The organism is Geodermatophilus obscurus DSM 43160 (genome assembly GCF_000025345.1).
GTDB classification, from domain to species: Bacteria; Actinomycetota; Actinomycetes; order Mycobacteriales; family Geodermatophilaceae; genus Geodermatophilus; species Geodermatophilus obscurus.
In genome coordinates, this window is record NC_013757.1 from 4,711,573 (window position 1) to 4,734,188 (window position 22,616).

General features: G+C 70.5%; 36 protein-coding genes. 5 read left to right on the top strand and 31 right to left on the bottom strand.

Annotation, left to right across the window (positions count from 1 at the left end):
* Positions 1-86: 86 nt before the first annotated feature.
* The 31 genes from rpsM to rpsL all read right to left on the bottom strand — a co-directional run bounded on the left by rpsM (position 87) and on the right by rpsL (position 18,994).
* The gene (gene rpsM / locus GOBS_RS21935) at positions 87-467 is read right to left on the bottom strand and encodes a 30S ribosomal protein S13 (RefSeq protein ID WP_012950457.1); all 381 of its coding nucleotides are present in this window, start codon (positions 465-467) and stop codon (positions 87-89) included.
* A gap of 14 nt (positions 468-481) precedes the next feature.
* Positions 482-595 (bottom strand): 50S ribosomal protein L36, encoded by a 114-nt coding sequence (gene rpmJ / locus GOBS_RS21940; protein ID WP_012950458.1) that lies wholly within the window; start codon positions 593-595, stop codon positions 482-484.
* Between the two features lie 71 nt (positions 596-666).
* Entirely contained in the window at positions 667-888 is a 222-nt protein-coding gene (infA, locus tag GOBS_RS21945) for a translation initiation factor IF-1 (protein WP_012950459.1), read from the bottom strand.
* 282 nt (positions 889-1,170) lie between these two features.
* Positions 1,171-2,031 carry a type I methionyl aminopeptidase gene (gene map / locus GOBS_RS21950; protein WP_012950460.1) on the bottom strand — a complete coding sequence of 287 codons (861 nt, stop codon included), beginning with the start codon at positions 2,029-2,031 and terminating at the stop codon, positions 1,171-1,173.
* A 15-nt stretch (positions 2,032-2,046) separates the two neighbouring features.
* Positions 2,047-2,661, bottom strand: a complete 615-nt coding sequence (locus GOBS_RS21955) for an adenylate kinase (protein ID WP_012950461.1) — start codon at positions 2,659-2,661, stop codon at positions 2,047-2,049.
* Positions 2,661-3,971 (bottom strand): preprotein translocase subunit SecY, encoded by a 1,311-nt coding sequence (gene secY, locus GOBS_RS21960; protein ID WP_012950462.1) that lies wholly within the window; start codon positions 3,969-3,971, stop codon positions 2,661-2,663. The genes GOBS_RS21955 and secY overlap by 1 nt, the downstream gene beginning before the upstream one ends.
* Positions 3,972-4,188: 217 nt before the next feature.
* Entirely contained in the window at positions 4,189-4,632 is a 444-nt protein-coding gene (gene rplO, locus GOBS_RS21965) for a 50S ribosomal protein L15 (RefSeq protein WP_012950463.1), read from the bottom strand.
* A 15-nt stretch (positions 4,633-4,647) separates the two neighbouring features.
* Positions 4,648-4,830 (bottom strand): 50S ribosomal protein L30, encoded by a 183-nt coding sequence (gene rpmD, locus GOBS_RS21970; protein ID WP_012950464.1) that lies wholly within the window; start codon positions 4,828-4,830, stop codon positions 4,648-4,650.
* Between the two features lies 1 nt (position 4,831).
* Positions 4,832-5,446, bottom strand: a complete 615-nt coding sequence (gene rpsE, locus GOBS_RS21975; protein ID WP_012950465.1) for a 30S ribosomal protein S5 — start codon at positions 5,444-5,446, stop codon at positions 4,832-4,834.
* A 40-nt stretch (positions 5,447-5,486) separates the two neighbouring features.
* Positions 5,487-5,867, bottom strand: coding sequence for a 50S ribosomal protein L18 (gene rplR, locus GOBS_RS21980; RefSeq protein ID WP_175486574.1), 381 nt, complete (start codon positions 5,865-5,867; stop codon positions 5,487-5,489).
* 29 nt (positions 5,868-5,896) lie between these two features.
* Positions 5,897-6,436 (bottom strand): 50S ribosomal protein L6, encoded by a 540-nt coding sequence (rplF, locus tag GOBS_RS21985; RefSeq protein ID WP_012950467.1) that lies wholly within the window; start codon positions 6,434-6,436, stop codon positions 5,897-5,899.
* Between the two features lie 12 nt (positions 6,437-6,448).
* Complete coding sequence (gene rpsH, locus GOBS_RS21990) at positions 6,449-6,853, bottom strand: 30S ribosomal protein S8 (protein WP_425432555.1); 405 nt, start codon at positions 6,851-6,853, stop codon at positions 6,449-6,451.
* 187 nt (positions 6,854-7,040) lie between these two features.
* Complete coding sequence (locus GOBS_RS21995; protein WP_012950469.1) at positions 7,041-7,226, bottom strand: type Z 30S ribosomal protein S14; 186 nt, start codon at positions 7,224-7,226, stop codon at positions 7,041-7,043.
* A 20-nt stretch (positions 7,227-7,246) separates the two neighbouring features.
* Complete coding sequence (rplE, locus tag GOBS_RS22000; RefSeq protein ID WP_041241622.1) at positions 7,247-7,831, bottom strand: 50S ribosomal protein L5; 585 nt, start codon at positions 7,829-7,831, stop codon at positions 7,247-7,249.
* A 4-nt stretch (positions 7,832-7,835) separates the two neighbouring features.
* Positions 7,836-8,189 (bottom strand): 50S ribosomal protein L24, encoded by a 354-nt coding sequence (gene rplX, locus GOBS_RS22005; RefSeq protein ID WP_425557073.1) that lies wholly within the window; start codon positions 8,187-8,189, stop codon positions 7,836-7,838.
* Positions 8,190-8,191: 2 nt separating this feature from the next.
* Complete coding sequence (rplN, locus tag GOBS_RS22010) at positions 8,192-8,560, bottom strand: 50S ribosomal protein L14 (RefSeq protein ID WP_012950472.1); 369 nt, start codon at positions 8,558-8,560, stop codon at positions 8,192-8,194.
* A gap of 224 nt (positions 8,561-8,784) precedes the next feature.
* Positions 8,785-9,084, bottom strand: a complete 300-nt coding sequence (gene rpsQ, locus GOBS_RS22015; RefSeq protein ID WP_012950473.1) for a 30S ribosomal protein S17 — start codon at positions 9,082-9,084, stop codon at positions 8,785-8,787.
* Positions 9,081-9,314, bottom strand: a complete 234-nt coding sequence (gene rpmC / locus GOBS_RS22020) for a 50S ribosomal protein L29 (RefSeq protein WP_012950474.1) — start codon at positions 9,312-9,314, stop codon at positions 9,081-9,083. The genes rpsQ and rpmC overlap by 4 nt, the downstream gene beginning before the upstream one ends.
* The gene (gene rplP, locus GOBS_RS22025; RefSeq protein ID WP_012950475.1) at positions 9,314-9,730 is read right to left on the bottom strand and encodes a 50S ribosomal protein L16; all 417 of its coding nucleotides are present in this window, start codon (positions 9,728-9,730) and stop codon (positions 9,314-9,316) included. The genes rpmC and rplP overlap by 1 nt, the downstream gene beginning before the upstream one ends.
* A 3-nt stretch (positions 9,731-9,733) precedes the next feature.
* The gene (gene rpsC / locus GOBS_RS22030) at positions 9,734-10,660 is read right to left on the bottom strand and encodes a 30S ribosomal protein S3 (protein ID WP_012950476.1); all 927 of its coding nucleotides are present in this window, start codon (positions 10,658-10,660) and stop codon (positions 9,734-9,736) included.
* Complete coding sequence (gene rplV / locus GOBS_RS22035) at positions 10,660-11,136, bottom strand: 50S ribosomal protein L22 (RefSeq protein WP_012950477.1); 477 nt, start codon at positions 11,134-11,136, stop codon at positions 10,660-10,662. Before rplV ends, rpsC begins: the two co-directional genes overlap by 1 nt.
* A 20-nt stretch (positions 11,137-11,156) precedes the next feature.
* A complete protein-coding gene (gene rpsS, locus GOBS_RS22040) occupies positions 11,157-11,438 on the bottom strand; it encodes a 30S ribosomal protein S19 (RefSeq protein WP_012950478.1) in 282 nt (93 codons plus the stop codon).
* A 23-nt stretch (positions 11,439-11,461) separates the two neighbouring features.
* Positions 11,462-12,295 carry a 50S ribosomal protein L2 gene (gene rplB / locus GOBS_RS22045; protein ID WP_012950479.1) on the bottom strand — a complete coding sequence of 278 codons (834 nt, stop codon included), beginning with the start codon at positions 12,293-12,295 and terminating at the stop codon, positions 11,462-11,464.
* Between the two features lie 44 nt (positions 12,296-12,339).
* Entirely contained in the window at positions 12,340-12,642 is a 303-nt protein-coding gene (gene rplW / locus GOBS_RS22050; RefSeq protein ID WP_012950480.1) for a 50S ribosomal protein L23, read from the bottom strand.
* The gene (rplD, locus tag GOBS_RS22055; RefSeq protein WP_012950481.1) at positions 12,639-13,517 is read right to left on the bottom strand and encodes a 50S ribosomal protein L4; all 879 of its coding nucleotides are present in this window, start codon (positions 13,515-13,517) and stop codon (positions 12,639-12,641) included. Before rplD ends, rplW begins: the two co-directional genes overlap by 4 nt.
* On the bottom strand, positions 13,514-14,179 hold the full coding sequence (rplC, locus tag GOBS_RS22060; protein WP_012950482.1) for a 50S ribosomal protein L3: 666 nt from the start codon (positions 14,177-14,179) through the stop codon (positions 13,514-13,516). Before rplC ends, rplD begins: the two co-directional genes overlap by 4 nt.
* 15 nt (positions 14,180-14,194) lie before the next feature.
* The gene (gene rpsJ / locus GOBS_RS22065) at positions 14,195-14,500 is read right to left on the bottom strand and encodes a 30S ribosomal protein S10 (protein ID WP_012950483.1); all 306 of its coding nucleotides are present in this window, start codon (positions 14,498-14,500) and stop codon (positions 14,195-14,197) included.
* A 163-nt stretch (positions 14,501-14,663) separates the two neighbouring features.
* Positions 14,664-15,857 carry an elongation factor Tu gene (gene tuf / locus GOBS_RS22070; RefSeq protein WP_012950484.1) on the bottom strand — a complete coding sequence of 398 codons (1,194 nt, stop codon included), beginning with the start codon at positions 15,855-15,857 and terminating at the stop codon, positions 14,664-14,666.
* Positions 15,858-15,947: 90 nt separating this feature from the next.
* Positions 15,948-18,047, bottom strand: a complete 2,100-nt coding sequence (gene fusA / locus GOBS_RS22075; protein ID WP_012950485.1) for an elongation factor G — start codon at positions 18,045-18,047, stop codon at positions 15,948-15,950.
* Between the two features lie 100 nt (positions 18,048-18,147).
* Positions 18,148-18,618: a 30S ribosomal protein S7 gene (rpsG, locus tag GOBS_RS22080; protein WP_012950486.1), complete on the bottom strand. Its 471-nt coding sequence runs from the start codon at positions 18,616-18,618 to the stop codon at positions 18,148-18,150.
* A 1-nt stretch (position 18,619) separates the two neighbouring features.
* Positions 18,620-18,994 carry a 30S ribosomal protein S12 gene (gene rpsL / locus GOBS_RS22085; RefSeq protein ID WP_012950487.1) on the bottom strand — a complete coding sequence of 125 codons (375 nt, stop codon included), beginning with the start codon at positions 18,992-18,994 and terminating at the stop codon, positions 18,620-18,622.
* Between the two features lie 549 nt (positions 18,995-19,543).
* On the opposite strand from rpsL, the gene GOBS_RS22090 reads away from it, so the two are divergent.
* The 5 genes from GOBS_RS22090 (at position 19,544) to GOBS_RS28350 (ending at position 22,528) form a co-directional block, all read left to right on the top strand.
* Positions 19,544-20,518 carry a chymotrypsin family serine protease gene (locus GOBS_RS22090; RefSeq protein ID WP_012950488.1) on the top strand — a complete coding sequence of 325 codons (975 nt, stop codon included), beginning with the start codon at positions 19,544-19,546 and terminating at the stop codon, positions 20,516-20,518.
* Positions 20,519-20,616: 98 nt separating this feature from the next.
* Positions 20,617-20,832, top strand: a complete 216-nt coding sequence (locus GOBS_RS22095) for a hypothetical protein (protein WP_012950489.1) — start codon at positions 20,617-20,619, stop codon at positions 20,830-20,832.
* 129 nt (positions 20,833-20,961) lie between these two features.
* Positions 20,962-22,002: an LLM class F420-dependent oxidoreductase gene (locus GOBS_RS22100; RefSeq protein ID WP_012950490.1), complete on the top strand. Its 1,041-nt coding sequence runs from the start codon at positions 20,962-20,964 to the stop codon at positions 22,000-22,002.
* A gap of 23 nt (positions 22,003-22,025) precedes the next feature.
* Positions 22,026-22,355, top strand: coding sequence for a DUF3995 domain-containing protein (locus tag GOBS_RS28345; protein WP_012950491.1), 330 nt, complete (start codon positions 22,026-22,028; stop codon positions 22,353-22,355).
* Positions 22,322-22,528 carry a hypothetical protein gene (locus GOBS_RS28350; RefSeq protein ID WP_012950492.1) on the top strand — a complete coding sequence of 69 codons (207 nt, stop codon included), beginning with the start codon at positions 22,322-22,324 and terminating at the stop codon, positions 22,526-22,528. Before GOBS_RS28345 ends, GOBS_RS28350 begins: the two co-directional genes overlap by 34 nt.
* Positions 22,529-22,616 lie beyond the last annotated feature (88 nt).

Below are 22,616 nucleotides of genomic sequence, written 5' to 3' on the forward strand. Positions count from 1 at the left end.
CGGTTTCCTGATCAGTGGCCAGATGAGCACGAGGGGCGCGTCGTCGCTCCCGCCCTCACGGGTCGTGCGACGACGCGCCTCACGGCTTACTTCTTGCCGGCCTTCTTCTTGCCGGCGATGGTCTTGCGCGGGCCCTTGCTCGAGCGCGCGTTCGTGCGGGTGCGCTGCCCGTGCACGGGCAGACCGCGGCGGTGACGCAGGCCCTGGTAGCAGCCGATCTCCACCTTGCGGCGGATGTCAGCGGCCACCTCACGGCGGAGGTCACCCTCGACGCGGAAGTGCTCGTCGATGTAGTCGCGGAGCCTCAGCAGGTCCTCGTCACCGAGGTCCCGGACGCGCAGGTCGGGGCTGACGCCCGTCGCGGCCAGGGTCTCCTTGGCGTGGGTCTTGCCGATGCCGTAGATGTAGGTGAGCGCGATCTCCATCCGCTTGTCGCGGGGGAGGTCGACGCCGGCCAGTCGTGCCATGTCCAGGTACTCCCTCAGCCCTGCCGCTGCTTGTGGCGGGCGTTGTCGCAGATGACCATGACCCGGCCGTGCCGGCGGATCACCTTGCACTTGTCGCAGATCTTCTTCACCGACGGCTGGACCTTCACCGGTGCCGCCCCTCATTCCTGTCGATCGTGCGCCGAGCGCGCCCGCCCTCGGGGGCTGCGCGCAGCGGCGGTTACTTGTACCGGTAGACGATGCGACCGCGGGTCAGGTCGTAGGGCGAGAGCTCCACGACCACGCGATCCTCGGGCAGGATGCGGATGTAGTGCTGGCGCATCTTGCCGCTGATGTGGGCGAGCACCCGGTGCCCGTTCTGCAGCTCGACCCGGAACATCGCGTTGGGCAGCGGCTCGACGACGCGACCCTCGACCTCGATGGCCCCGTCCTTCTTCGCCATGCCCGACACGGCCTCCCTGACTCGATGGTGCTGGTGTCCTCGCGCGCCCATGCCGCAACCCGGCGGACGCGCTCGGTGGTGTACAGAACGGGTGGTGCAGACGCTCCCGCGAGGGCGCCCCGGGTCGTACGGCCACAGCACGACAGCAGGGCGACGCGAGCGCCAGCGGCCACTGTACCCCGCCCCGGCGCGCCTCTCCAACCCGGCCGGGGTGACCGCGACCATGGCCCCGTCCCGGGTCCCGCACTGAGCGTGCGAAGGGTGGGGAGGACGGGTCCTCCCTCAGGTGCGGGGGGTGATCCCGAAGGGGGCCAGCCCCGCGACGCCGCCGTCCTCGGCCGTGAGGACCCACGGGCCCTCGGGTGTGATCGCGACGGAGTGCTCGAAGTGGGCCGCACGCGAGCCGTCCTTGGTGACCACGGTCCAGCCGTCCTCGAGCTCGACGGTGGCCGGGTCGCCCACGGTGACCATCGGCTCGATGGCCAGCGCGAGCCCCGGCACCAGTCGCGGCCCGCGTCCGGGCCGGCCGTAGTTCAGGACGTGCGGGTCCTGGTGCATCTCGGTGCCGATGCCGTGCCCGCCGTAGTGGTCGACGATGCCGTACGGGTGCTGCTCCGCGGTGATCGCCTGCTCGACGGCGTGGCTGATGTCGGTCAGCCGCCCACCGGCCAGCGCCCGGGCGAGCCCGGCCCACATCGACCGCTCGGTGACCTCGATCAGCGCGGCGTCCTCCGCCGACGGCGGGCCGACGGTGACGGTGACCGCCGAGTCGCCGTGCCACCCCTGCAGGATCGCCCCGCAGTCGATGGAGATGTTGTCGCCGGCGGCGAGGACCCGGCCCCGGTTCGGGATGCCGTGCACGATCTCGTCGTTGATCGAGGCGCAGATGCTGCCGGTGAAGCCGTGGTAGCCCAGGAACGACGGCACGGCCCCGGCGGTGCGGATGTGGTCCTCGGCGATGGCGTCCAGCTCACCGGTGGTGACCCCGGGCCGGACGGCAGCGCGGACGGCCGCGATGGCCCCGGCCACGACGAGCCCCGCAGCGCGCATGAGCTCCAGCTCGTGCGGCGTCTTGATCTGGATCATCCGTCCACTCCACTTCGCCAGCAGCGGGATCCGGCCGAGGATGCCACCGGCCGTCATCTGCGCCGCCCGTCCTCAGCCCGCGCTCGGCCCGTCGGACCGCGCGCCTCCGCAGGCCTCCAGCGCGCTCATCGCCCGCTGGGTGACCTCCTCGACCGCGCCGATGGCGTCGATCTGCGTCAGCAGTCCCTCGGAGTCGTACCAACCCGACAGCGGGGCGGTCTGTTCCCGGTAGACCTGCAACCGGTGCCGCACGGTCTCGGGCTTGTCGTCGTCCCGCTGCACCCACTGGCCGTCGACGAGCACGCGGCGCCCGGAGAGCCGGCGCACCAGCTCGTCCTCGTCGACGACGAGCTCGAGCACGCAGTCCAGCGCCTGGCCGAGCTCGTGCAACGAGTCCCGCAGCTGCTCGGCCTGGGCGGTGGTGCGCGGGAAGCCGTCGAGCAGGAAGCCGCCCTTGGCGTCGTCCTCGGCGAGCCGGTCCTTGACCATGGCCACGGTGATCTCGTCGGGCACCAGGTCGCCGGCGTCCATGTAGCTCTTGGCCTGCAGCCCGAGCTCGGTCTTGCCGTTCACGTTCGCGCGGAAGATGTCACCGGTCGAGATGGCCGGCACCCCGAGCCGGTCGGCGATGACCTGCGCCTGGGTCCCCTTGCCCGCTCCGGGAGGGCCCAGCAGCACGACGCGCACTACTTCAGGAACCCTTCGTAGTTGCGCTGGTTGAGCTGCGTCTCGATCTGCTTCACCGTCTCCAACCCCACTCCGACCATGATGAGGACCGCGGTCCCCCCGAACGGGAAGTTCTGGTTCTGCCCCTCCTGCGTGACCGACAGGAAGAAGTTGGGCAGCACGGCCACGATGCCCAGGTAGAGCGACCCGGGCAGGGTGATCCGGGACAGCACGTACTGCAGGTACTCCGCAGTGGGCCGACCGGGGCGGATGCCCGGGATGAAGCCGCCGTAGCGCTTCATGTCCTCGGCGCGCTCTTCGGGGTTGAACGTGATCGACACGTAGAAGTACGTGAAGAAGACGATCAGCCCGAAGTAGAGCGCGACGTGCACCGGGCTGCTCTGGTCGATGATGTAGTTCTCGAAGAACCGGCGCACCGGACCGGTCTCGTTCCCCTGCAGCTGCGTGAGCAGTTGCGGCAGGTACAGCAGCGAGGACGCAAAGATCACGGGGATGACGCCGGCCTGGTTGACCTTCAGCGGGAGGTAGGTCGACGTGCCGCCGTACATGCGGCGGCCGACCATCCGCTTGGCGTACTGCACCGGGATGCGGCGCTGGGCCTGCTCGACGTAGACGACGGCACCGATGATCACCAACGCCAGCAGGCACACCAGCGTGAACACGATGCCGCCGCGGGTCTGCAGGATGGCGCCGCCCTCGGCGGGGATGCGCGCGGCGATCGAGGTGAAGATCAGCACGGACATGCCGTTGCCGATCCCCTTCTCGGTGAGCAGCTCGCCCAGCCACATGATCACGGCGGTGCCGGCGGTCAGGGCGATCACCAGGACGATCGTCGTCCAGATGGAGTTCGACGCGATGATGTCCTGCGAGCAGCCCGGGAACAGCTGGCCGCTGCGGGCCAGCGCGATGATGCCGGTGCTCTGCAGGACGGCGAGGGCGATCGTCAGGTAGCGGGTGTACTGGGTCAGCTTCGCCTGACCCGACTGCCCTTCCTTCTTCAGCTGCTCGAACCGCGGGATCACCACGACCAGCAGCTGCACGATGATGCTCGCCGTGATGTACGGCATGATCCCGAGCGCGAAGACCGACAGCCGCAGCAGCGCACCGCCGGAGAACAGGTTCACCAGCGAGTAGAGGTCGCGCTGGTCGGAGGCCTGAGCCTGCTCGAGACAGCTGTTGATGGCCTCGACCGAGACGCCGGGGCCCGGGATCGCGGCTCCCAGGCGGTACACGGCGATGATCGCCAGGGAGAACAGCAGCTTGCGCCGGAGGTCTGGCGTCCGGAACGCCGCAGCGAACGCCTGCAGCACGTGCCCTCCCCTGCTCGGTCGGATGAGGTTAGCAACGGAAGGGGATCGGCGTCCGGGCACCCGTCGACACGGGCGCCGCGCGGCGTCGTCGTCCCCCGGGCCCGCCGGCGCTGGTGCACCGGGCCGGGCAACAGAAGTTGAAGGACCCCCCCGCCCCCCGCCGCTCGCAAGCTCGCGGCGGGACCCTGCAGGAGGGCCGAGGCAGGGGGGTCCTCTGTCAGATGCGGGTGGTGCTGCCCCCGGCCGCGCCGATCTTCTCGGCGGCCGACGCGGAGAACGCGTGCGCGTGCACGTGCACCTCGACACCGCCCAGGTCGCCGGTGCCGAGCACCTTCACCGGCTGGCCGCGCCGCACGGCGCCGGCCTCGGCGAGGGTGTCCGGGTTGATCGAGCCGCCCTGGGGGAACAGGGCCGCGATCCGGTCGAGGTTGACGACCTGGAAGACGACCTTGTTGGGGCTCGTGAAGCCCGACAGCTTCGGCAGCCGCATGTGCAGCGGCGTCTGCCCGCCCTCGAACCGCGCGGAGGTGTTGCCGCGTGCGCCGGTGCCCTTGGTGCCGCGACCGGCCGTCTTGCCCTTGGAGCCCTCACCGCGACCGACGCGGGTCTTCGCGGTGTGGGCGCCGGGGGCCGGACGCAGGTGGTGGACCTTGAGAGTCATTGTGTGTGTCCCTGCTCAGCTGATCTCTTCGACGGTGACCAGGTGCGGCACCGTCGCGACCATCCCGCGGATCTCGGGACGGTCCTCCTGGACGACCGAGTCGTTGACCCGCTTGAGGCCCAGCGAGCGCAGCGTCTGGCGCTGGTTGGGCTTGGTGCCGATCGCCGACCGGATCTGGGTGACCTTCAGCTGCGCCATCTCAGACCCCCTGGCCCGCACGCGCCCGCAGCATGGCCGCGGGAGCGACGTCCTCGAGCGGCAGACCGCGGCGGGCCGCGATCTCCTCGGGACGGACGAGCTCCTTCAGCGCCTGCATGGTCGCGTGCACGATGTTGATCGGGTTCGACGACCCCAGGCTCTTGGAGAGCACGTCGTGGATGCCGGCGCACTCGAGCACGGCACGCACCGGGCCACCGGCGATGACACCGGTACCGGGGCTGGCCGGCTTGAGCAGCACGACGCCCGCCGCCGCCTCACCCTGCACCGGGTGCGGGATGGTGCTGGCGATGCGCGGCACCTTGTAGAAGTGCTTCTTGGCCTCCTCGACGCCCTTGGCGATCGCCGCGGGCACCTCCTTGGCCTTGCCGTAGCCGACGCCCACGGTGCCGTCGCCGTCGCCCACGATCACCAGGGCGGTGAAGCTGAAGCGCCGACCACCCTTGACGACCTTGGACACGCGGTTGATGGCCACCACGCGCTCGATGAAGTTGCTCTTCTCGGCAGGTGCGCCGCCGGGCCCCCGCCCGCCGTCACGACGGTCGCGGCGGTCGTTGCCGCCGCCGGCGCCGCCGCCGCGTCGCTGTGGTCCTGGCATCAGACGTCCCTCTCGATCTGCTCGTTCGCGGTGTCGCTCATCAGAAGTCCAGCCCGCCCTCGCGGGCGCCGTCGGCCAGCGCCGCGATGCGGCCCTGGTACCGGTTGCCGCCCCGGTCGAACACGACCGCGGTGATGCCGGCGGCCTTGGCGCGCTCGGCCACCAGGGCGCCGACCCGGCGGGCCAGCGTGGACTTGTCGCCCTCGGCGGTGCGCAGGCTGGCGTCCAGCGTCGAGGCACTGACCAGGGTACGGCCGACGGTGTCGTCGACGACCTGGACGTGGATGTGCCGCGAGCTGCGCTTGACCACCAGGCGCGGACGCTCCGGGGTGCCGCCCACGCGCTTGCGCAGTCGGGTGTGCCGGCGCAGGCGGGAGACCCGCCGCGCGGTGCTGACGTCGGTGCCGACGGGCTTGTGCACCCGAGCGCCACTCTTCTCGGTCTGTGCCATCACTTACCCGTCTTCCCGACCTTGCGCTTGACGACCTCACCCTGGTAGCGCACGCCCTTGCCCTTGTACGGGTCCGGGCGACGCAGCCCGCGGATGTTGGCCGCGACCTGGCCCACCAGCTGCTTGTCGATCCCGGTCACCCGCAGGCGGGTCGGGGACTCGACCGTGAAGGTGATCCCCTCGGGGGCCCTCACCGGCACCGGGTGGCTGTAGCCCAGGGCGAACTCGAGGTCCGACCCGCGGGCCTGCACGCGGTACCCGACGCCGACGATCTCGAGGGTCTTGGTGTAGCCCTCGGTGACGCCGGTGATCATGTTGGCGATGAGCGTGCGCGACAGCCCGTGCAGGGCCCGGCTCTCACGCTCGTCGTCAGGCCGCTGCACCTGCAGCGTGCCGTCCTCGCCGCGCTCGACGGTGATCGGCGAGGCGACGGTGTGGTTGAGGGTGCCCTTGGGACCCTTGACGTTCAGCGTCTGGCCCTCGATGGTGACGTCCACGCCACCGGGCACGGGAATCGGCAGTCGTCCGATCCGCGACATGTCACTCGCTCCTCACCAGACGTAGGCGAGGACTTCCCCACCCACGCCCTTCTTGTTCGCCTGGCGGTCGGTCAGCAGCCCGGTCGAGGTGGAGATGATGGCCACCCCGAGGCCGCCCAGCACCTTCGGCAGCGCGGTGGACTTGGCGTACACCCGCAGACCGGGCTTGGAGACGCGCCGGACGCCGGCGATGCTCCGCTCACGGTTGGGGCCGTACTTGAGGTCCACCACCAGCTCCTTGCGGGTGGTGCCGTCCTTCTCGACCTCGTTGACGGTCCAGCCGGCGATGTAGCCCTCCTGCTGGAGGATCTCGGCGATGTGCGTCTTCAGCTTGGACGACGGCATGGTTGTGGAGTCGTGGTACGCCTGGTTGGCGTTCCGGATCCGCGTCAACATGTCCGCGATCGGGTCGGTCATCGTCATGTCGGGTGTTGCCTCTCTCGCCGCGGTTCCTCGTGCGCCGGGTCTCGGGGACTCGGCGCGCGGGCCTCTCGGCGATCGGTGGTGCTTCCTCGGGTGACCTGTTGGTCGGGTCGTGCGACTGGAACGGCCCCGCCGCAGGGCCCCGCCGCGAGCTTGCGAGCGGTGGGGGCGGCGGGGTCCTTCACCAGCTGGACTTGCTGACGCCCGGCAGCTCGCCGGCGTGCGCCATCTCCCGCAGGCAGATCCGGCACAGGCCGAACTTGCGGAAGACCGAGTGCGGGCGACCGCACCGCTGGCACCGGGTGTAGCCGCGGACCGCGAACTTCGGCTTGCGGGCCGCCTTGTTGATCAGCGCCTTCTTGGCCATCTGGGTGTCTCCTCCCCCGCTCAGCGGGTGGTGGTCACGACGGGCTGGCCGGCGAACGGGAAGCCCAGCAGGCGGAGGAGCTCGCGACCCTCCTCGTCGTTCGTGGCGGTGGTGACCAGCGTGATGTCCATGCCACGCGGACGGTCGATCTTGTCGACGTCGATCTCGCGGAACATCGACTGCTCGGTCAGGCCGAACGTGTAGTTGCCGTGACCGTCGAACTGCCTGGCGTTGAGCCCGCGGAAGTCACGGATGCGGGGCAGGGCCAGCGACAGCAGCCGGTCCAGGAACTCCCACATGCGGTCGCCGCGGAGGGTGACCTTCGCGCCGATCGGCATGCCCTCGCGCAGCTTGAACTGCGCGATGGACTTGCGGGCCCGCACGACGGCCGGCCGCTGGCCGGTGATGGCGGTGAGGTCGCGGACCGCGCCGTCCATCAGCTTGGCGTCGCGGGTGGCCTCGCCGACGCCCATGTTGACGACGATCTTCGTCAGCCGCGGGATCTGCATGACGTTCTCGTAGCCGAACTCCGACTGCAGCGCCGGGGCGATGGACTCGCGGTAGTGGGCGAGCATGCGGGGGAGCTCACGGGTGGGTGCACTCATGGCGTCAGAGGTCCTTACCGGTGCGCCGCGAGACCCGGATGCTGCGGCCTTCCTCGTCCTTGCGGTAGCCGACCCGGGTCGGCTTGTCCTCGGAGTCGATCACCATCACGTTGCTCACGTGGATGGGAGCCTCCTGCGTGACGATCCCGCCCGACTGGGCACCACGCTGGTTCGAGCTGATCCGGGTGTGCTTCTTGACCCGGCCCACGCCCTCGACGAGGACCTTCTGCAGCTTCGGGTAGGCGGCGATCACCCGGCCCTTGGCACCCTTGTCCCTGCCGGACAGCACCACGACGGTGTCGCCCTTCTTCACCTTCATCGACGGCGCCTTGGCCGTCGTGTCCTTCTTCGCAGCCATGGTCACAGCACCTCCGGAGCGAGCGAGATGATCCGCATGAAGCGCTTGTCGCGGAGCTCGCGGCCGACCGGGCCGAAGATGCGCGTACCGCGCGGGTCGCCGCTGTCGCGGATGATGACCGCGGCGTTCTCGTCGAAGCGGATGTAGGAGCCGTCCGGACGACGACGCTCCTTCACCGTGCGGACGACGACGGCCTTGACGACGTCGCCCCGCTTGACCCCCGCACCCGGCAGCGCGTCCTTCACGGTGGCGACGATGACGTCGCCGATGCCCGCGTAGCGTCGCCCCGAACCGCCGAGCACCCGGATGCAGAGGATCTCCTTCGCACCGGTGTTGTCGGCGACCCGGAGTCGCGACTCCTGCTGGATCACGTCCTACTCCCTGATCTCAGATGTGACAGCCGGGCCGGAACGGTGAACCGGCTGTCCGGCACCCACGTGCGGACGCACCGGCAGCGTCAGCCGCCGGTGCGTCCGAGCACGGGTACCGGGATGAGCGCGCACCTGCAAGAGCGCGCCAGTGGTCCAGGGTACTCGCTCCTGGACCTGCCCCGGAGGGCGCCTCCCACGGGGGCCACGAGGGCACCCGATCGGTCTTACTTGGCCCTCTCGAGGACCTCGACCAGCCGCCACCGCTTGGTGGCCGACGTCGGCCGGGTCTCCATGATCTGCACCCGGTCACCGATGCCGGCGACCTGCTGCTCGTCGTGGGCCTTCAGCTTGCTGGTGCGTCGGATGACCTTGCCGTAGAGGCCGTGCTTCACGCGGTCCTCGACCTCGACGACGATGGTCTTGTCCATCTTGTCGCTGACCACGAGGCCCTCGCGGACCTTGCGGTAGCCACGGCCGGCCAGGCCGGGGCCCGACGCGGTCTGCGTCTCCTGGGGCTCGCTCATGCCACACCCTCGCTCGGGGCGACCGAGAGGCCCAGCTCGCGCTCGCGCATGATCGTGTAGATCCGGGCGATGTCGCGGCGGACCGTCTGCAGCCGCCGGTTGTTGTCCAGCTGGCCGGTGGCCACCTGGAACCGCAGGTTGAACAGTTCTTCCTTGGACTCGCGCAGCCGCGTGGCGAGCTCCTCGACGGAGAGCTCACGCAGCTCGGGAGCGGTCAGACCGGCGGCCATCACACCTCTCCTTCACGAGTGATGAAGCGGCACTTCATGGGCAGCTTGTGGATCGCGCGACGCATGGCCTCGCGGGCCACCGGCTCGGCCACGCCCGAGAGCTCGAACATGATCCGGCCGGGCTTGACGTTGGCGACCCACCACTCCGGCGAACCCTTACCGGAACCCATGCGGGTCTCGGCCGGCTTCTTGGTCAGCGGACGGTCGGGGTAGATCGAGATCCAGACCTTCCCGCCACGGCGGATGTGGCGGGTCATGGCGATACGAGCGGACTCGATCTGCCGGTTGGTCACGTAGGCCGGCTCGAGCGCCTGGATGGCGTACTCACCGAAGTTGATCTCGGTCCCGCCCTTGGCACGACCCGATCGGCTCGGGTGGTGCTGCTTGCGGTGCTTGACGCGCCGTGGGATCAGCACGTGTCAGCCCTCCGTGGTGTTCTGCGCGGCCGTGTTCTCGGCCGCAGCGGTGGCCGGGGCGGGCGGGGTGTCCGGCATGGCCTCGGCGACGGTCTGCTCGGCAGCGACCTCGCCGGAGGTCGCGGCCACCGCACTGTCCGTGGTGTCGACGGCCGGGCCGGTCGACGACGCGGCGGCGCGGCCGGCCTCGGTCCCGCCGGCGGTCGTGCCCGACGAGCCGGAGCGGCGCTGCGGGCGCTGGGCCCGCTCACGACGCTGCTGGCGCGCCGCGAGGGCCTCGAGGGCCTCCCGCTCGGCCCGCGAGCCGCTGACGTCGCCCTTGTAGATCCAGACCTTCACGCCGATGCGGCCGAAGGTGGTCCGGGCCTCGTAGATGCCGTAGTCGATGTTCGCCCGGAGGGTGTGCAGCGGCACCCGACCCTCGCGGTAGAACTCCGACCGGCTCATCTCGGTGCCGCCCAGGCGACCGGAGCACTGCACCCGGATGCCCTTGACCTGCGGGCTGCGCTGGGCCGACTGCATGGCCTTGCGCATGGCACGGCGGAAGCTGACCCGGCTGGAGAGCTGCTCGGCGACGCCCTGGGCGACCAGCTGCGCGTCGGCCTCGGGGTTCTTCACCTCGAGGATGTTGAGCTGCACCTGCTTGCCGGTGAGCTTCTCGAGCTCGCCACGGATGCGGTCGGCCTCCGCGCCGCGGCGGCCGATGACGATGCCCGGCCGGGCGGTGTGGATGTCGACGCGGACCCGGTCACGGGTGCGCTCGATCTCCACCTTGGAGATGCCGGCCCGCTCCATGCCCTTGGACATGAGCTTGCGGATGGCCACGTCTTCCTTGACGTAGTCCTTGTACAGCTTGTCGGCGTACCACCGGGACTTGTAGTCGGTGGTGATACCCAGTCGGAACCCGTGCGGGTTGACCTTCTGACCCACTAGCGGGTCCCTCCCCTCGTGTTGCTCTGCTGCTGCCCTGTCTGCTGGGCGGCCGGCCCGGACTGGCCGGTGCGGCGGCGGGCCGTGCGCGACTTGCCGGCGAGGTCGGTGCTGGAGGAGACCTCCGCGACCTCGACGGTGATGTGGCAGGTCCGCTTGTTGATGCGGTAGGCGCGGCCCTGGGCCCGCGGACGGATCCGCTTGAGCGTCGGGCCCTCGTCGACGTAGGCGGCGCTGATGACCAGCGCGGCCGGGTCGAGCCGCAGGTTGTGCTCGGCGTTGGCCACCGCGCTGGCGACCACCTTGAGGACCGGCTCGCTGGCCGACTGCGGCGCGTAGCGCAGCAGGGCCAGGGCCTCGTCGGTCGGCAGGTAGCGGATGAGGTCCACCACCCGGCGTGCCTTCATGGGCGTGACGCGGACGAACCGGGCGGTGGCCCGGGCGGTCTGCGTCTCCTCTCCCAGCTGGGATGTCATGGGTATCTCTCTCTACCTGGTCAGCCGCGCCGGGACCGGCGGTCGTCCTTCACGTGCCCACGGAAGGTGCGCGTGGGCGCGAACTCGCCGAGCTTGTGCCCGACCATCGCCTCGGTCACGAAGACCGGGACGTGCTTGCGGCCGTCGTGGACGGCGATCGTGTGGCCGAGCATGTCCGGGATGATCGTCGAACGACGCGACCAGGTCCGGATGACGTTCTTGGTGCCCTTGTCGTTCTGGGCGTCCACCTTCTTGAGCAGGTGGTCGTCGACGAACGGGCCCTTCTTCAGGCTGCGTGGCATGTCTGTCGGACTCCTCTACCCGCTCAGCGCTTCTTGTTGGTGCGCCGGCGGCGCACGATCAGGGCGTCACTGGCCTTGCGCTTGCGCGTGCGGCCCTCCGGCTTGCCCTTCGGGTTCACCGGGTGGCGACCACCGGAGGTCTTGCCCTCACCACCACCGTGCGGGTGGTCCACCGGGTTCATGGCGACACCGCGGACGGTTGGGCGCTTGCCCTTCCACCGCATCCGGCCGGCCTTGCCCCAGTTGATGTTCGACTGCTCGGCGTTGCCCACCTCGCCGACGGTCGCGCGGCAGCGGACGTCGACGTTGCGGATCTCGCCCGACGGCATGCGCAGCTGCGCGAGCCGGCCCTCACGGGCGACCAGCTGGACGCTCGTCCCGGCGGAGCGGGCGATCTTCGCGCCGCCACCCGGCCGCAGCTCGATGGCGTGGACCACCGTGCCGACGGGGATGTTGCGCAGCGGCAGGTTGTTCCCCGGCTTGATGTCGGCCGCGGGGCCGCACTCCACCGGGTCACCCTGCTTCAGCCGCGCCGGCGCGATGATGTAGCGCTTCTCGCCGTCGGCGAAGTGCAGCAGCGCGATGCGCGAGGTGCGGTTCGGGTCGTACTCGATGTGCGCGACCTTGGCCGGCACGCCGTCCTTGTCGGCCCGGCGGAAGTCGATCACCCGGTAGGCGCGCTTGTGCCCGCCACCCTGGTGCCGCGCGGTGACCTTCCCGTGGACGTTGCGCCCGCCGCGACCGTGCAGCGGCCGGACCAGCGACTTCTCGGGATGGTCGCGAGTGACCTCGGCGAAGTCGGCGACGCTGGAGCCGCGGCGGCCCGGCGTCGTCGGCTTGTACTTGCGGATAGCCATTGCTGACTCAGTTCCTCTGTCTCTGGTCCGATCGGTCCGGGCGCTCAGGCGCCGGGACCACCGAAGATCTCGATGCGGTCGCCGGGCGCCAGCGAGACGATGGCGCGCTTGGTGTCCTTGCGCTTGCCGAGCTTGTTGCCCTTGCTGCGCTTGCGCTTGCCCTGGCGGTTGATCGTGTTCACGCCGAGGACCTTCACGTTGAAGACCTGCTCGACCGCGATCTTGATCTGCGTCTTGTTGGCCTCGGGCAGGACGACGAACGTGTACTGGTTCTCGTCGAGCAGCCCGTAGCTCTTCTCCGAGATGACCGGGGACAGCAGGACGTCCCGGGGGTCGCGGACGCTCACTTGGTCTCCTCGCTGGCGCTCGTCGGCCGCGTCAGCGGCGCTGCTGTGCCCGCGGGCGAGCTCGCGGGCTCGCTCGCCGGGGTCTCCTCGTCGGTGTCGGTCCCGGTGGCCACGTCGAGGTCGGTGGTGCCCTCGGCCGGCTGGATCGACGGGATCGCGCCCGGCACGTCCGGGGTCCTGAGGTCCGGCTTGGCGACCTCGCGACCCTTGGCCGGACCGGCGACGAACTCGGCCAGCGCGGCCTCGGTGAAGACGACCTCGTCGGCGACCAGCACGTCGTACGTGTTGAGCTGGCCGGCCTCGAGCAGGTGGACCTGCGGCACGTTGCGCAGGCTCACCCAGTTGAGGACGTCGTCGCGGTCGAGGACCACGAGCACCCGCTTGGCCCGGGTGATGGACTCCAGGGTCGCCAGCGCGGCCTTGGTCCTCGGGGCGTCGCCGTCGACGAAGGTGCTGACCACGTGCACGCGGTTCTCGCGGGCCCGGTCGGACAGCGCGCCCCGGAGAGCGGCGGCCTTCATCTTCTTCGGCGTCTTCTGCGAGTAGTCCCGCGGCTGCGGGCCGTGGACGGTGCCACCGCCGGTGAACTGCGGTGCCCGGATCGAGCCCTGCCGCGCGCGGCCGGTGCCCTTCTGCCGGTACGGCTTGATGCCACCGCCGCTGACCTGGCCACGGGTCTTCGTCGCGTGCGTTCCCTGGCGCGCGGCGGCCAGCTGGGCCACCACGACCTGGTGCATCAGCGAGACGTTGGCCGACGCGTCGAAGAGTTCACCGGGCAGCGTCACGCTGCCGGAGGTCTCCCCCGCCGGGGTCCGGACGTCGACCTGCCGGTCGGTCCGAGCGTCGGTCGCCCCGCCGTTGATGGACGTGGTCACTGGTTCTCACTCCCCACGGGGCCACCCTTGACGGCCGAGCGGACGAGCACGAGGCCGCCCTTCGGACCGGGGATCGCGCCCTTGATCAGCAGCAGCCCGCGCTCGGCGTCGACCTTGTGGACGGTCAGCGACAGGGTCGTCGTCTTGACGGCGCCCATGCGACCGGCCATGCGCAGGCCCTTGAAGACGCGGCCGGGGGTCGAGGCCCCGCCGATGGAACCGGGCGACCGGTGCTTGCGCTGGGTGCCGTGCGCGGCGCCGAGACCCTTGAAGCCGTGCCGCTTCATGACGCCGGCCGTGCCCTTGCCCTTGCTGGTGCCGATGACGTCGACCTTGGCCACGCCATCGAAGACCTCAGCGGTCAGCTCCTGGCCGACCGTGTACTCCGACGCGTCCTTCGTGCGCAGCTCCACCAGGTGACGACGCGGGGTCACGCCCGCCTTGGTGAAGTGCCCGCCCTCGGGCTTGTTCACCTTGCGCGGGTCGATCTCACCGAAGCCGAGCTGGACGGCGGAGTAGCCGTCGACCTCGGGGGTGCGCACCTGGGTCACCACACACGGGCCCGCCTTGACGACGGTCACCGGCACGATGCGGTTGTTCTCGTCGAAGACCTGGGTCATGCCCAGCTTCTCCCCGAGGAGTCCGCGGAATGTGCTCGCCATGTCTGCTGACTGCCCTTACTGGATGTTGACGTCGACCGAGGCCGGCAGGTCGATGCGCATGAGCGCGTCGACCGTCTTCGGCGTCGGGTCGAGGATGTCGATGAGGCGCTTGTGCGTACGCATCTCGAAGTGCTCGCGCGAGTCCTTGTACTTGTGCGGCGAGCGGATGACGCAGTACACGTTCTTCTCCGTCGGCAGCGGCACCGGGCCGACGACGCGCGCACCGGTCTTGGTCACCGTCTCGACGATGCGCCGCGCCGAGGCGTCGATCGCCTCGTGGTCGTAGGCCTTCAGCCGGATGCGGATCTTCTGTCCCGCCATCGCTGTCTTCTGCTCCTGCCGATCGGTGTCTGTTTTTGCTGGGAACGCCGGGTGGTCCGGACCTCATCCGGTCTGCCCCAGCGGGATGGGTGGCCGTGCACACACACGCGGCCACCCGGCACGGGCGGCGGCGCAGGGATGCGCCGCCGCCCGTCAGGGGGTGTTACTTGATGATCTTGGTGACGCGACCGGCGCCGACGGTGCGGCCACCCTCACGGATGGCGAACCGCAGGCCCTCCTCCATGGCGATCGGCTGGATGAGCTCGACCGTCATCTCGGTGTTGTCGCCCGGCATGACCATCTCGGTGCCGGCCGGCAGGGTCACGACGCCGGTGACGTCGGTGGTCCGGAAGTAGAACTGCGGACGGTAGTTGTTGAAGAAGGGCGTGTGACGACCACCCTCGTCCTTCGAGAGGATGTAGACCGAACCCTCGAAGTTCGTGTGCGGGGTGATCGAGCCCGGCTTCACGACGACCTGACCGCGCTCGACGTCCTCGCGCTTGATGCCGCGGAGCAGCAGACCCACGTTGTCGCCGGCCTGGCCCTGGTCGAGCAGCTTGCGGAACATCTCGACGCCGGTGACGGTCGTCTTGGTCGAGTTCGGGCGGATGCCGACGATCTCGATCTCCTCGGAGACCTTGACGATGCCGCGCTCGACGCGACCGGTGACGACGGTGCCGCGACCGGTGATCGTGAAGACGTCCTCGACCGGCATGAGGAAGGGCTTGTCGATCTCACGCTGCGGCTCGGGGATCGCCGTGTCGACGGCGTTCATGAGCTCCATGAGCTTGTCGCCCCACTCGGCGTCGCCCTCGAGGGCCTTGAGCGCCGAGACTCGGACCACGGGGACGTCGTCGCCCGGGAACTCGTACTCGGAGAGCAGCTCGCGGACCTCGAGCTCAACGAGCTCGAGGATCTCCTCGTCGTCGACCATGTCGGCCTTGTTGAGCGCCACGACGATGTAGGGGACGCCGACCTGGCGGGCCAGGAGGACGTGCTCCTTGGTCTGCGGCATCGGGCCGTCGGTCGCGGCGACCACCAGGATGGCGCCGTCCATCTGCGCCGCACCGGTGATCATGTTCTTGATGTAGTCGGCGTGCCCGGGGCAGTCGACGTGCGCGTAGTGACGGTTCTCCGTCTGGTACTCGACGTGGGCGATCGAGATCGTGATGCCGCGGGCCTTCTCCTCGGGCGCCTTGTCGATCTGGTCGAAGGCCGACGCCTCGTTGAGGTCCGGGTACTTGTCGTGCAGCACCTTGGTGATCGCCGCGGTCAGCGTGGTCTTGCCGTGGTCGATGTGCCCGATGGTGCCGATGTTGACGTGCGGCTTGGTCCGCTCGAACTTGGCCTTGGCCACTGGGTTCCTCTCCTCGTGGTGTCGCAGTCGTGCGCGATCTCTGGGGTGGGCTTGCTGGGGGCCGGGCGGGGTGTATCCCCGCCCGGCGGGTCACTCGCCGGTGACCTTGGCGATGATCTCCTTGGCCACGTTCTGCGGGACCTCGGCGTACGAGTCGAACACCATGGTGTAGCTCGCCCGCCCCTGGGTGCGGCTGCGCAGGTCACCCACGTAGCCGAACATCTCCGACAGCGGGACCAGGGCCCGGACGACACGGGCGCCGGAGCGCTCCTCCATCGCCTGGATGGTTCCGCGCCGGGAGTTCAGGTCGCCGATGACGTCACCCATGTTCTCCTCCGGGGTGACGACCTCGACGGCCATCAGCGGCTCGAGCAGGGCCGGGCTGGCCTTGCGGGCCGCCTCCTTGAAGGCGATCGAGCCGGCGATCTTGAAGGCCATCTCCGAGGAGTCGACCTCGTGGTACTGGCCGTCGAGCAGGGTGGCCTTGACCCCGACGATCGGGTAGCCGGCCAGGACGCCGTACTGCATGGCGTCCTGCATGCCTTGGTCGACCGAGGGGATGTACTCCCGCGGGACGCGACCGCCGGTGACCTTGTTCTCGAACTCGTAGGTGGCGGAGTCGGCGCTCATCGGCAGCGGCTCGAGCGAGATCTGCACCTTCGCGAACTGCCCGGAGCCACCGGTCTGCTTCTTGTGCGTGTAGTCGTAGCGCTCGACGGCCTTCCGGATCGTCTCGCGGTAGGCCACCTGCGGCTTGCCGACGTTGGCCTCGACCTTGAACTCGCGCCGCATGCGGTCGACGAGGATCTCCAGGTGCAGCTCGCCCATGCCGGAGATGACGGTCTGGCCGGTCTCCTCGTCGAGGCGGACCTGGAAGGTCGGGTCCTCCTCGGCCAGCTTCTGGATGGCGGTGCCGAGCTTCTCCTGGTCGCCCTTGGTCTTGGGCTCGATCGCGACCGAGATGACCGGCGCGGGGAAGCTCATCGACTCGAGGATGACCGGGTGCTGCGGGTCGCAGAGGGTGTCACCCGTCGTGGTCTGCTTCATGCCGTTGACCGCCACGATCTGGCCGGCGCCGACACCCGCACGCTCCTCACGCTTGTTGGCGTGCATCTGGTAGATCTTGCCGACCCGCTCCTTGCGGTCCTTGGTGCTGTTGAGCACCGGGGACCCGGCTTCCAGGCGCCCGGAGTACACGCGGATGTAGGTCAGCTTGCCCAGGTGCTGGTCGGTCTGGATCTTGAAGGCCAGCGCGGAGAACGGCTCGTCCTCATCGGCGTGCCGGAGGACCTCGGTCTCGCCGTCCAGCGCGGTGCCGACGATCGCCTCGACGTCCAGCGGGCTGGGCAGGTAGTCGGTGACCGCGTCGAGCAGCGGCTGCACGCCCTTGTTCTTGAAGGCCGTGCCGGTGAGCACCGGGTTGACCTGGGCGGCGATGGTCGCCTTGCGGATGGCGGCCTTCAGCCTCTCGACGGAGATCTCCTCGCCACCGAGGTAGGCCTCCATGAACGCGTCGTCGGTCTCGGCGACGCCCTCCAGCAGCTTCTCCCGGTACTCCGCCGCCTGGTCGGCGAGCTCGGCGGGGATCTCCTCGATCGAGTAGTCCTCACCCATCTGCGTCTCGCCGCGCCAGGTCAGCGCGCGCATCTGCACCAGGTCCACGACACCGATGAAGTCGGCCTCGGCACCGATGGGCAGCTGCAGGACCAGCGGGTTGGCACCCAGCCGCTCGACCATCATGTCGACGCAGCGGAAGAAGTCGGCACCGGTGCGGTCGAGCTTGTTGACGAAGCACATGCGCGGGACGCTGTACTTCTCCGCCTGCCGCCACACCTGCTCGGTCTGCGGCTCGACGCCCGCGACACCGTCGTAGACCGCGACAGCACCGTCGAGCACTCGCAGCGACCGCTCCACCTCGACGGTGAAGTCGACGTGCCCGGGGGTGTCGATGATGTTGATGTCGTAGCCGTTCCAGGAGCACTTCGTCGCGGCGGACGTGATGGTGATGCCGCGCTCCTGCTCCTGCTCCATCCAGTCCATCGTGGCCGCGCCGTCGTGGACCTCACCGATCTTGTAGTTGATACCGGTGTAGAAGAGGATGCGCTCGGTCGTCGTGGTCTTGCCGGCGTCGATGTGCGCCATGATCCCGATGTTGCGGGTCTTGGCGAGCTGGGCCTGGTTGCTGGCCATCTGTCTCTCCTCTTTGGATCGGGTCCGCGTGCGGTGTTCCGGGTGGTGGCCCGGAACACCCGCCGGCCGCGGGGGCTGGCGAAGCCAGCCGGGGTGGCACTTACCAGCGGTAGTGCGCGAAGGCCTTGTTCGACTCGGCCATCTTGTGGGTGTCCTCGCGGCGCTTGACCGCGGCACCGAGGCCGTTGCTGGCGTCGAGCAGCTCGTTCATCAGCCGCTCGGTCATCGTCTTCTCCCGGCGCGCCCGGCTGTACTGGATCAGCCAGCGCAGGCCGAGGGTGGTGCTGCGCGAGGCGCGGACCTCGACCGGGACCTGGTAGGTCGCCCCACCGACGCGGCGGCTGCGGACCTCGAGGGCCGGCTTGACGTTGTCCAGCGCGCGCTTGAGCGTGACCACCGGGTCGGTGTCGGTCTTGGTGCGGCAGCCCTCGAGGGCGCCGTAGACGATCGCCTCGGCGACCGAGCGCTTGCCGTCGACGAGCACCTTGTTGACCAGCTGGGTCACCAGCGGCGACTGGTACACCGGGTCGGCGACCAGGGGGCGGCGCGGTGCGGGGCCCTTGCGCGGCATGTCAGCTCTTCTCCTTCTTCGCGCCGTACCGGCTGCGAGCCTGCTTGCGGTTGCGGACACCCTGGGTGTCGAGCGAGCCGCGGATGATCTTGTAGCGCACGCCGGGGAGGTCTTTCACGCGGCCGCCGCGCACGAGCACCATCGAGTGCTCCTGCAGGTTGTGGCCGACGCCCGGGATGTAGGCGGTCACCTCGATGCCACTGGTGAGGCGGACGCGAGCGACCTTGCGCAGCGCCGAGTTCGGCTTCTTCGGCGTCGTCGTGTACACGCGGGTGCACACCCCACGACGCTGAGGGGAGCCCTTCAGCGCCGGGGTCTTGGTCTTCTCGACCTTGTCCTCGCGGCCCTTGCGGACCAGCTGGTTGATCGTGGGCATGGGTGGCCTGGATCTCCTACCTGCGCTGGGTCGTGCTGTGGACGGTGCTCTGCTGTGCCGGGTGCCGGTCCTGCCGGGGCCGTACCCGCCTCCGGCCGTGGTCCACCACCGGTCCCCGTGGTCGGGCGTGTCGCCCTTCCCGGAACCGGCCGGCGGTTCGAACCGGATCGGTCGCCCCCCGCGACTCGGCGCCACCACCTGTCGGCAGGCGCACCGCGAACGGGAGCAGGCCCAGGACACCCTGGGCACGGCTGACCACGATACCCGCGTGCCGGAGACCGGTCAAAGCCGGGTCCACCACAGCTCGGCGGGCGGGGTCGAGCCCTCTCCACCGGGGTACGCCGGGGTCAACGTCGTCCGGGTCGCCTGGGATTCCCGGCGGACGGACCCGGTGCGGGCCGGGGGTGGCGCGACTGTAGCGGCTGGCGGCGGGCGACGGGTCGTGTGCCCCGCCGACACCCCGGGACGACGGGGGCGGCCCCGCGCGACTGTCGGACCCCGGCCCTACGGTCGGTGCCAGGACGCCCACCCACCGCCACCGGAGGACACGTGCACGTCGACCTCGCCCGCGAGCTCAAGGCCCACCTGTCGGCCCGGCTGGCCCGCTCCGCCGAGCCGGTGACGGCCAGCGACGCCGGCGGCCCGCGGTGGACGCGCCCCGCCCTGGGGCTGGCGCCCGTCGCCCCGGGTCAGGCGCACCTGGCCATCCGGCTGGCGGCCAAGGAGGACGCCGACGTGCTCCTGGCCGGCCTGGACGACGCGGTGCTCGGCGAGGTCGACGTCCGCGTCATCGGCGCCGTCCGCGCACTCCCCTCCCCCACGCCCGAGGAACTCCAGCAGCGCGTCCGGCCGCTGTTCCCGGGGCTGTCGGTCGCCCACCCCACGGTCTCGGCGGGGACGCTGGGAGGCTTCGTCCGGGTCGGCGGCCGGCTCGCCCTGCTGTCCAACAACCACGTGCTGGCCGCCGGCGACGCCGCATCGGTCGGCGACCCGGTGCTGCAGCCCGGCCCGGCCGACGGCGGGGACCCGGCGACCGATCGGGTGGCCACGCTGACGGCCTTCGAGCGGTTCACCGCCGACGGCCGGGCGAACCTCGTCGACGCCGCGGTGGCGGTCGTCGACGCCGAGGTCCCCCTGGAGCCGGGCAGGCTCCCCGGGGGGCCACTCGGTGCCGAGCCCCTGCAGGTGGACGACCTCGAGCCCGACGAGCAGGTGGAGAAGGTCGGACGCACCACGGGTCACACGGTCGGGCAGGTCAGCGCCGTGGAGGTCGACGGTGTGGCCGTCCAGTACGACCGGACGATCTACACCTTCGACGACCAGGTGGAGATCGACGGCGTCAGGGGGAGCTTCAGCGCCGGTGGCGACAGCGGCTCGGTCATCTGGCGCAGCGCCGACCGGGCCCCGCTGGGCCTGCTCTTCGCGGGCAGCGAGACCGGCGGCCGCGCGGGTGGCGGGGTCACCTTCGCGAACCCGCTCGCGACCGTGCTGTCGGTCCTCGACCTCCAGTGGGTCGCCTCCTGACCTGACGACCCCGCAGGGCACCGCCCCGAGCCTGCGAGTGGCGGGGGGCAGGGGTCCTTCTACTGTCATCTGGCCGCTCGACAGGGCACCATGGGCGCATGACCGACCGCGCGTCCGCCCGAGCCGCGAAGAGCGCCCTCAGCCACCGGCTGGCGGCCGACCCGGGGGTCGTGGGCGTCGGGCTGGCCCGTCGGGCCAGCGGTTACGTCGTCAAGGTCGACCTGGCCGACGCGCACGCGGCCGAACGCGTGCCCGGGGACGTCGACGGCGTCCGCGTGGTCACCGAGGTCGTCGGGGTCGTCCGCCCGCTCTGAGAGAGGACCCCCCTGCCCCCCACCACTCGCAGGCTCGCTGCGGGCCCCTGCGGGAGGGCGGACCTCAACCGCCACTCGATACGGTCGGCGGCGGCGCCAACGGTGGCGCCGTCGATCCGAGGAGTGGACGTGCGCATCGGCATCCAGGCCAGCTACAGCGGGGGGTTCCACCAGACCGCCGCGGAGATCCGTGAGCTGGAGTCCGCGGGCCTCGACCTCGCGACGGTCGCGGAGGTCTACACCTTCGACGCCGTCAGCCAGCTGGGCTACCTGGCCGCGGTGACCGACCGGGTCGAGCTGATGAGCGGGATCTTCCCGATCTACAGCCGTACCCCTGCATTGACGGCCATGACCGCCGCCGGCCTGGACTTCGTCTCCGACGGCCGCTTCACCCTCGGGCTCGGCGCCTCCGGCCCCCAGGTCATCGAGGGCTGGCACGGCGTCCCCTACGACGCGCCGCTGCAGCGCACCCGCGAGGTCGTGGAGATCTGCCGGCAGGTGTGGCGTCGCGAGCGGCTGGTCCACGAGGGCCCGAAGTACACGGTTCCGCTGCCGGCGGAGCAGGGCACCGGCCTAGGCAAGCCGCTCAAGCTGATCAACACCCCGGTGCGCGACCGGATCCCGGTCATGCTCGCCGCCCTCGGCCCCAAGAACGTCGAGCTGGCCGCCGAGATCGCCGAGGCGTGGGAGCCGATCTTCTTCATGCCGGAGCGGGCGGGCTCCGTGTGGGGGGACTCGCTGGCCGCCGGGAAGGCCAGGCGGGACCCGGCCCTGGGTGACCTGCAGATCGTGGTCGGCGTCCCGGTCGCCATCGGGGACGACGTGGAGCCCATGCTGGACCTGGTGCGGCCTCAGCTGGCGCTCTACATCGGCGGCATGGGTGCGCGCGGCCGGAACTTCTACAACGACCTGGCCCGGCGGTACGGCTACGAGGACGAGGCCCGCACCATCCAGGACCTGTACCTCGACGGCAAGAAGGACGAGGCGGCCGCCGTCGTCCCCGAGGAGCTCGTGCGGGCGGTGTCCCTGGTCGGCCCCGAGTCGCACGTCGCCGAGCGCGTGGCCGCCTTCCGGGAGGCCGGCGTGACGACGCTGGTGCTGCAGCCTCTCGACGACAGCCCCGAGAGCCGGCTGCGGACGGTCGAGACCATGAAGCGCCTGGCGGGCTGAGCTCCCTGCCGGAGACTCCGACGGTGCGCGCAGTCCTCGGTTCCCGGAGGTGGGGTCACGCGGCGGCGGCATGGGCGGGCCTGTTCGCCGCACTCCACCTGTTCTGGGCAGCGGGTGGGGCACTGGGCCTCGCCGAGTCGGCCGGCCGGGAGCTTGCCGTTGACCGCCCCCTCTGGTTCGTGGCGACCGGGCTGTACGGCGTCGCCCTGGCGCTCGTCACGGCCGCCGGCCTCGACGTGCTCCTGGCCCGGAGTCCGCTGACCGGGCGGGCCGGCTGGTCGCTGCCACCGCTCGGCGCCGCGTCGTCGTCCTCCTGCTGGTGCTGGCGGTCGGCGTCCAGGCACTCCTGCTGACCGACGCCGGCTACGGCGGCGGCGCCGTCAGCCCGGCGCAGCGGTGGTGGACCCTCCTGCTCTGGAACCCCTGGTTCCTGCTCGGGGGTCTGCTCTCCGGTCTGGCCGCCGGCGCTGCCCACCGTTCGCTGCTCGCGGCCGGTCGACGCGACTGCGCGGAAGTGGGCCCCTGACCGGCCGTCCCGACCCATACTTCCCCGCAGTCGGGGTGATACCCGGCCCGGGGACGACAGCGCAGAGGGCCCCGCAGGCGTTCGCCTG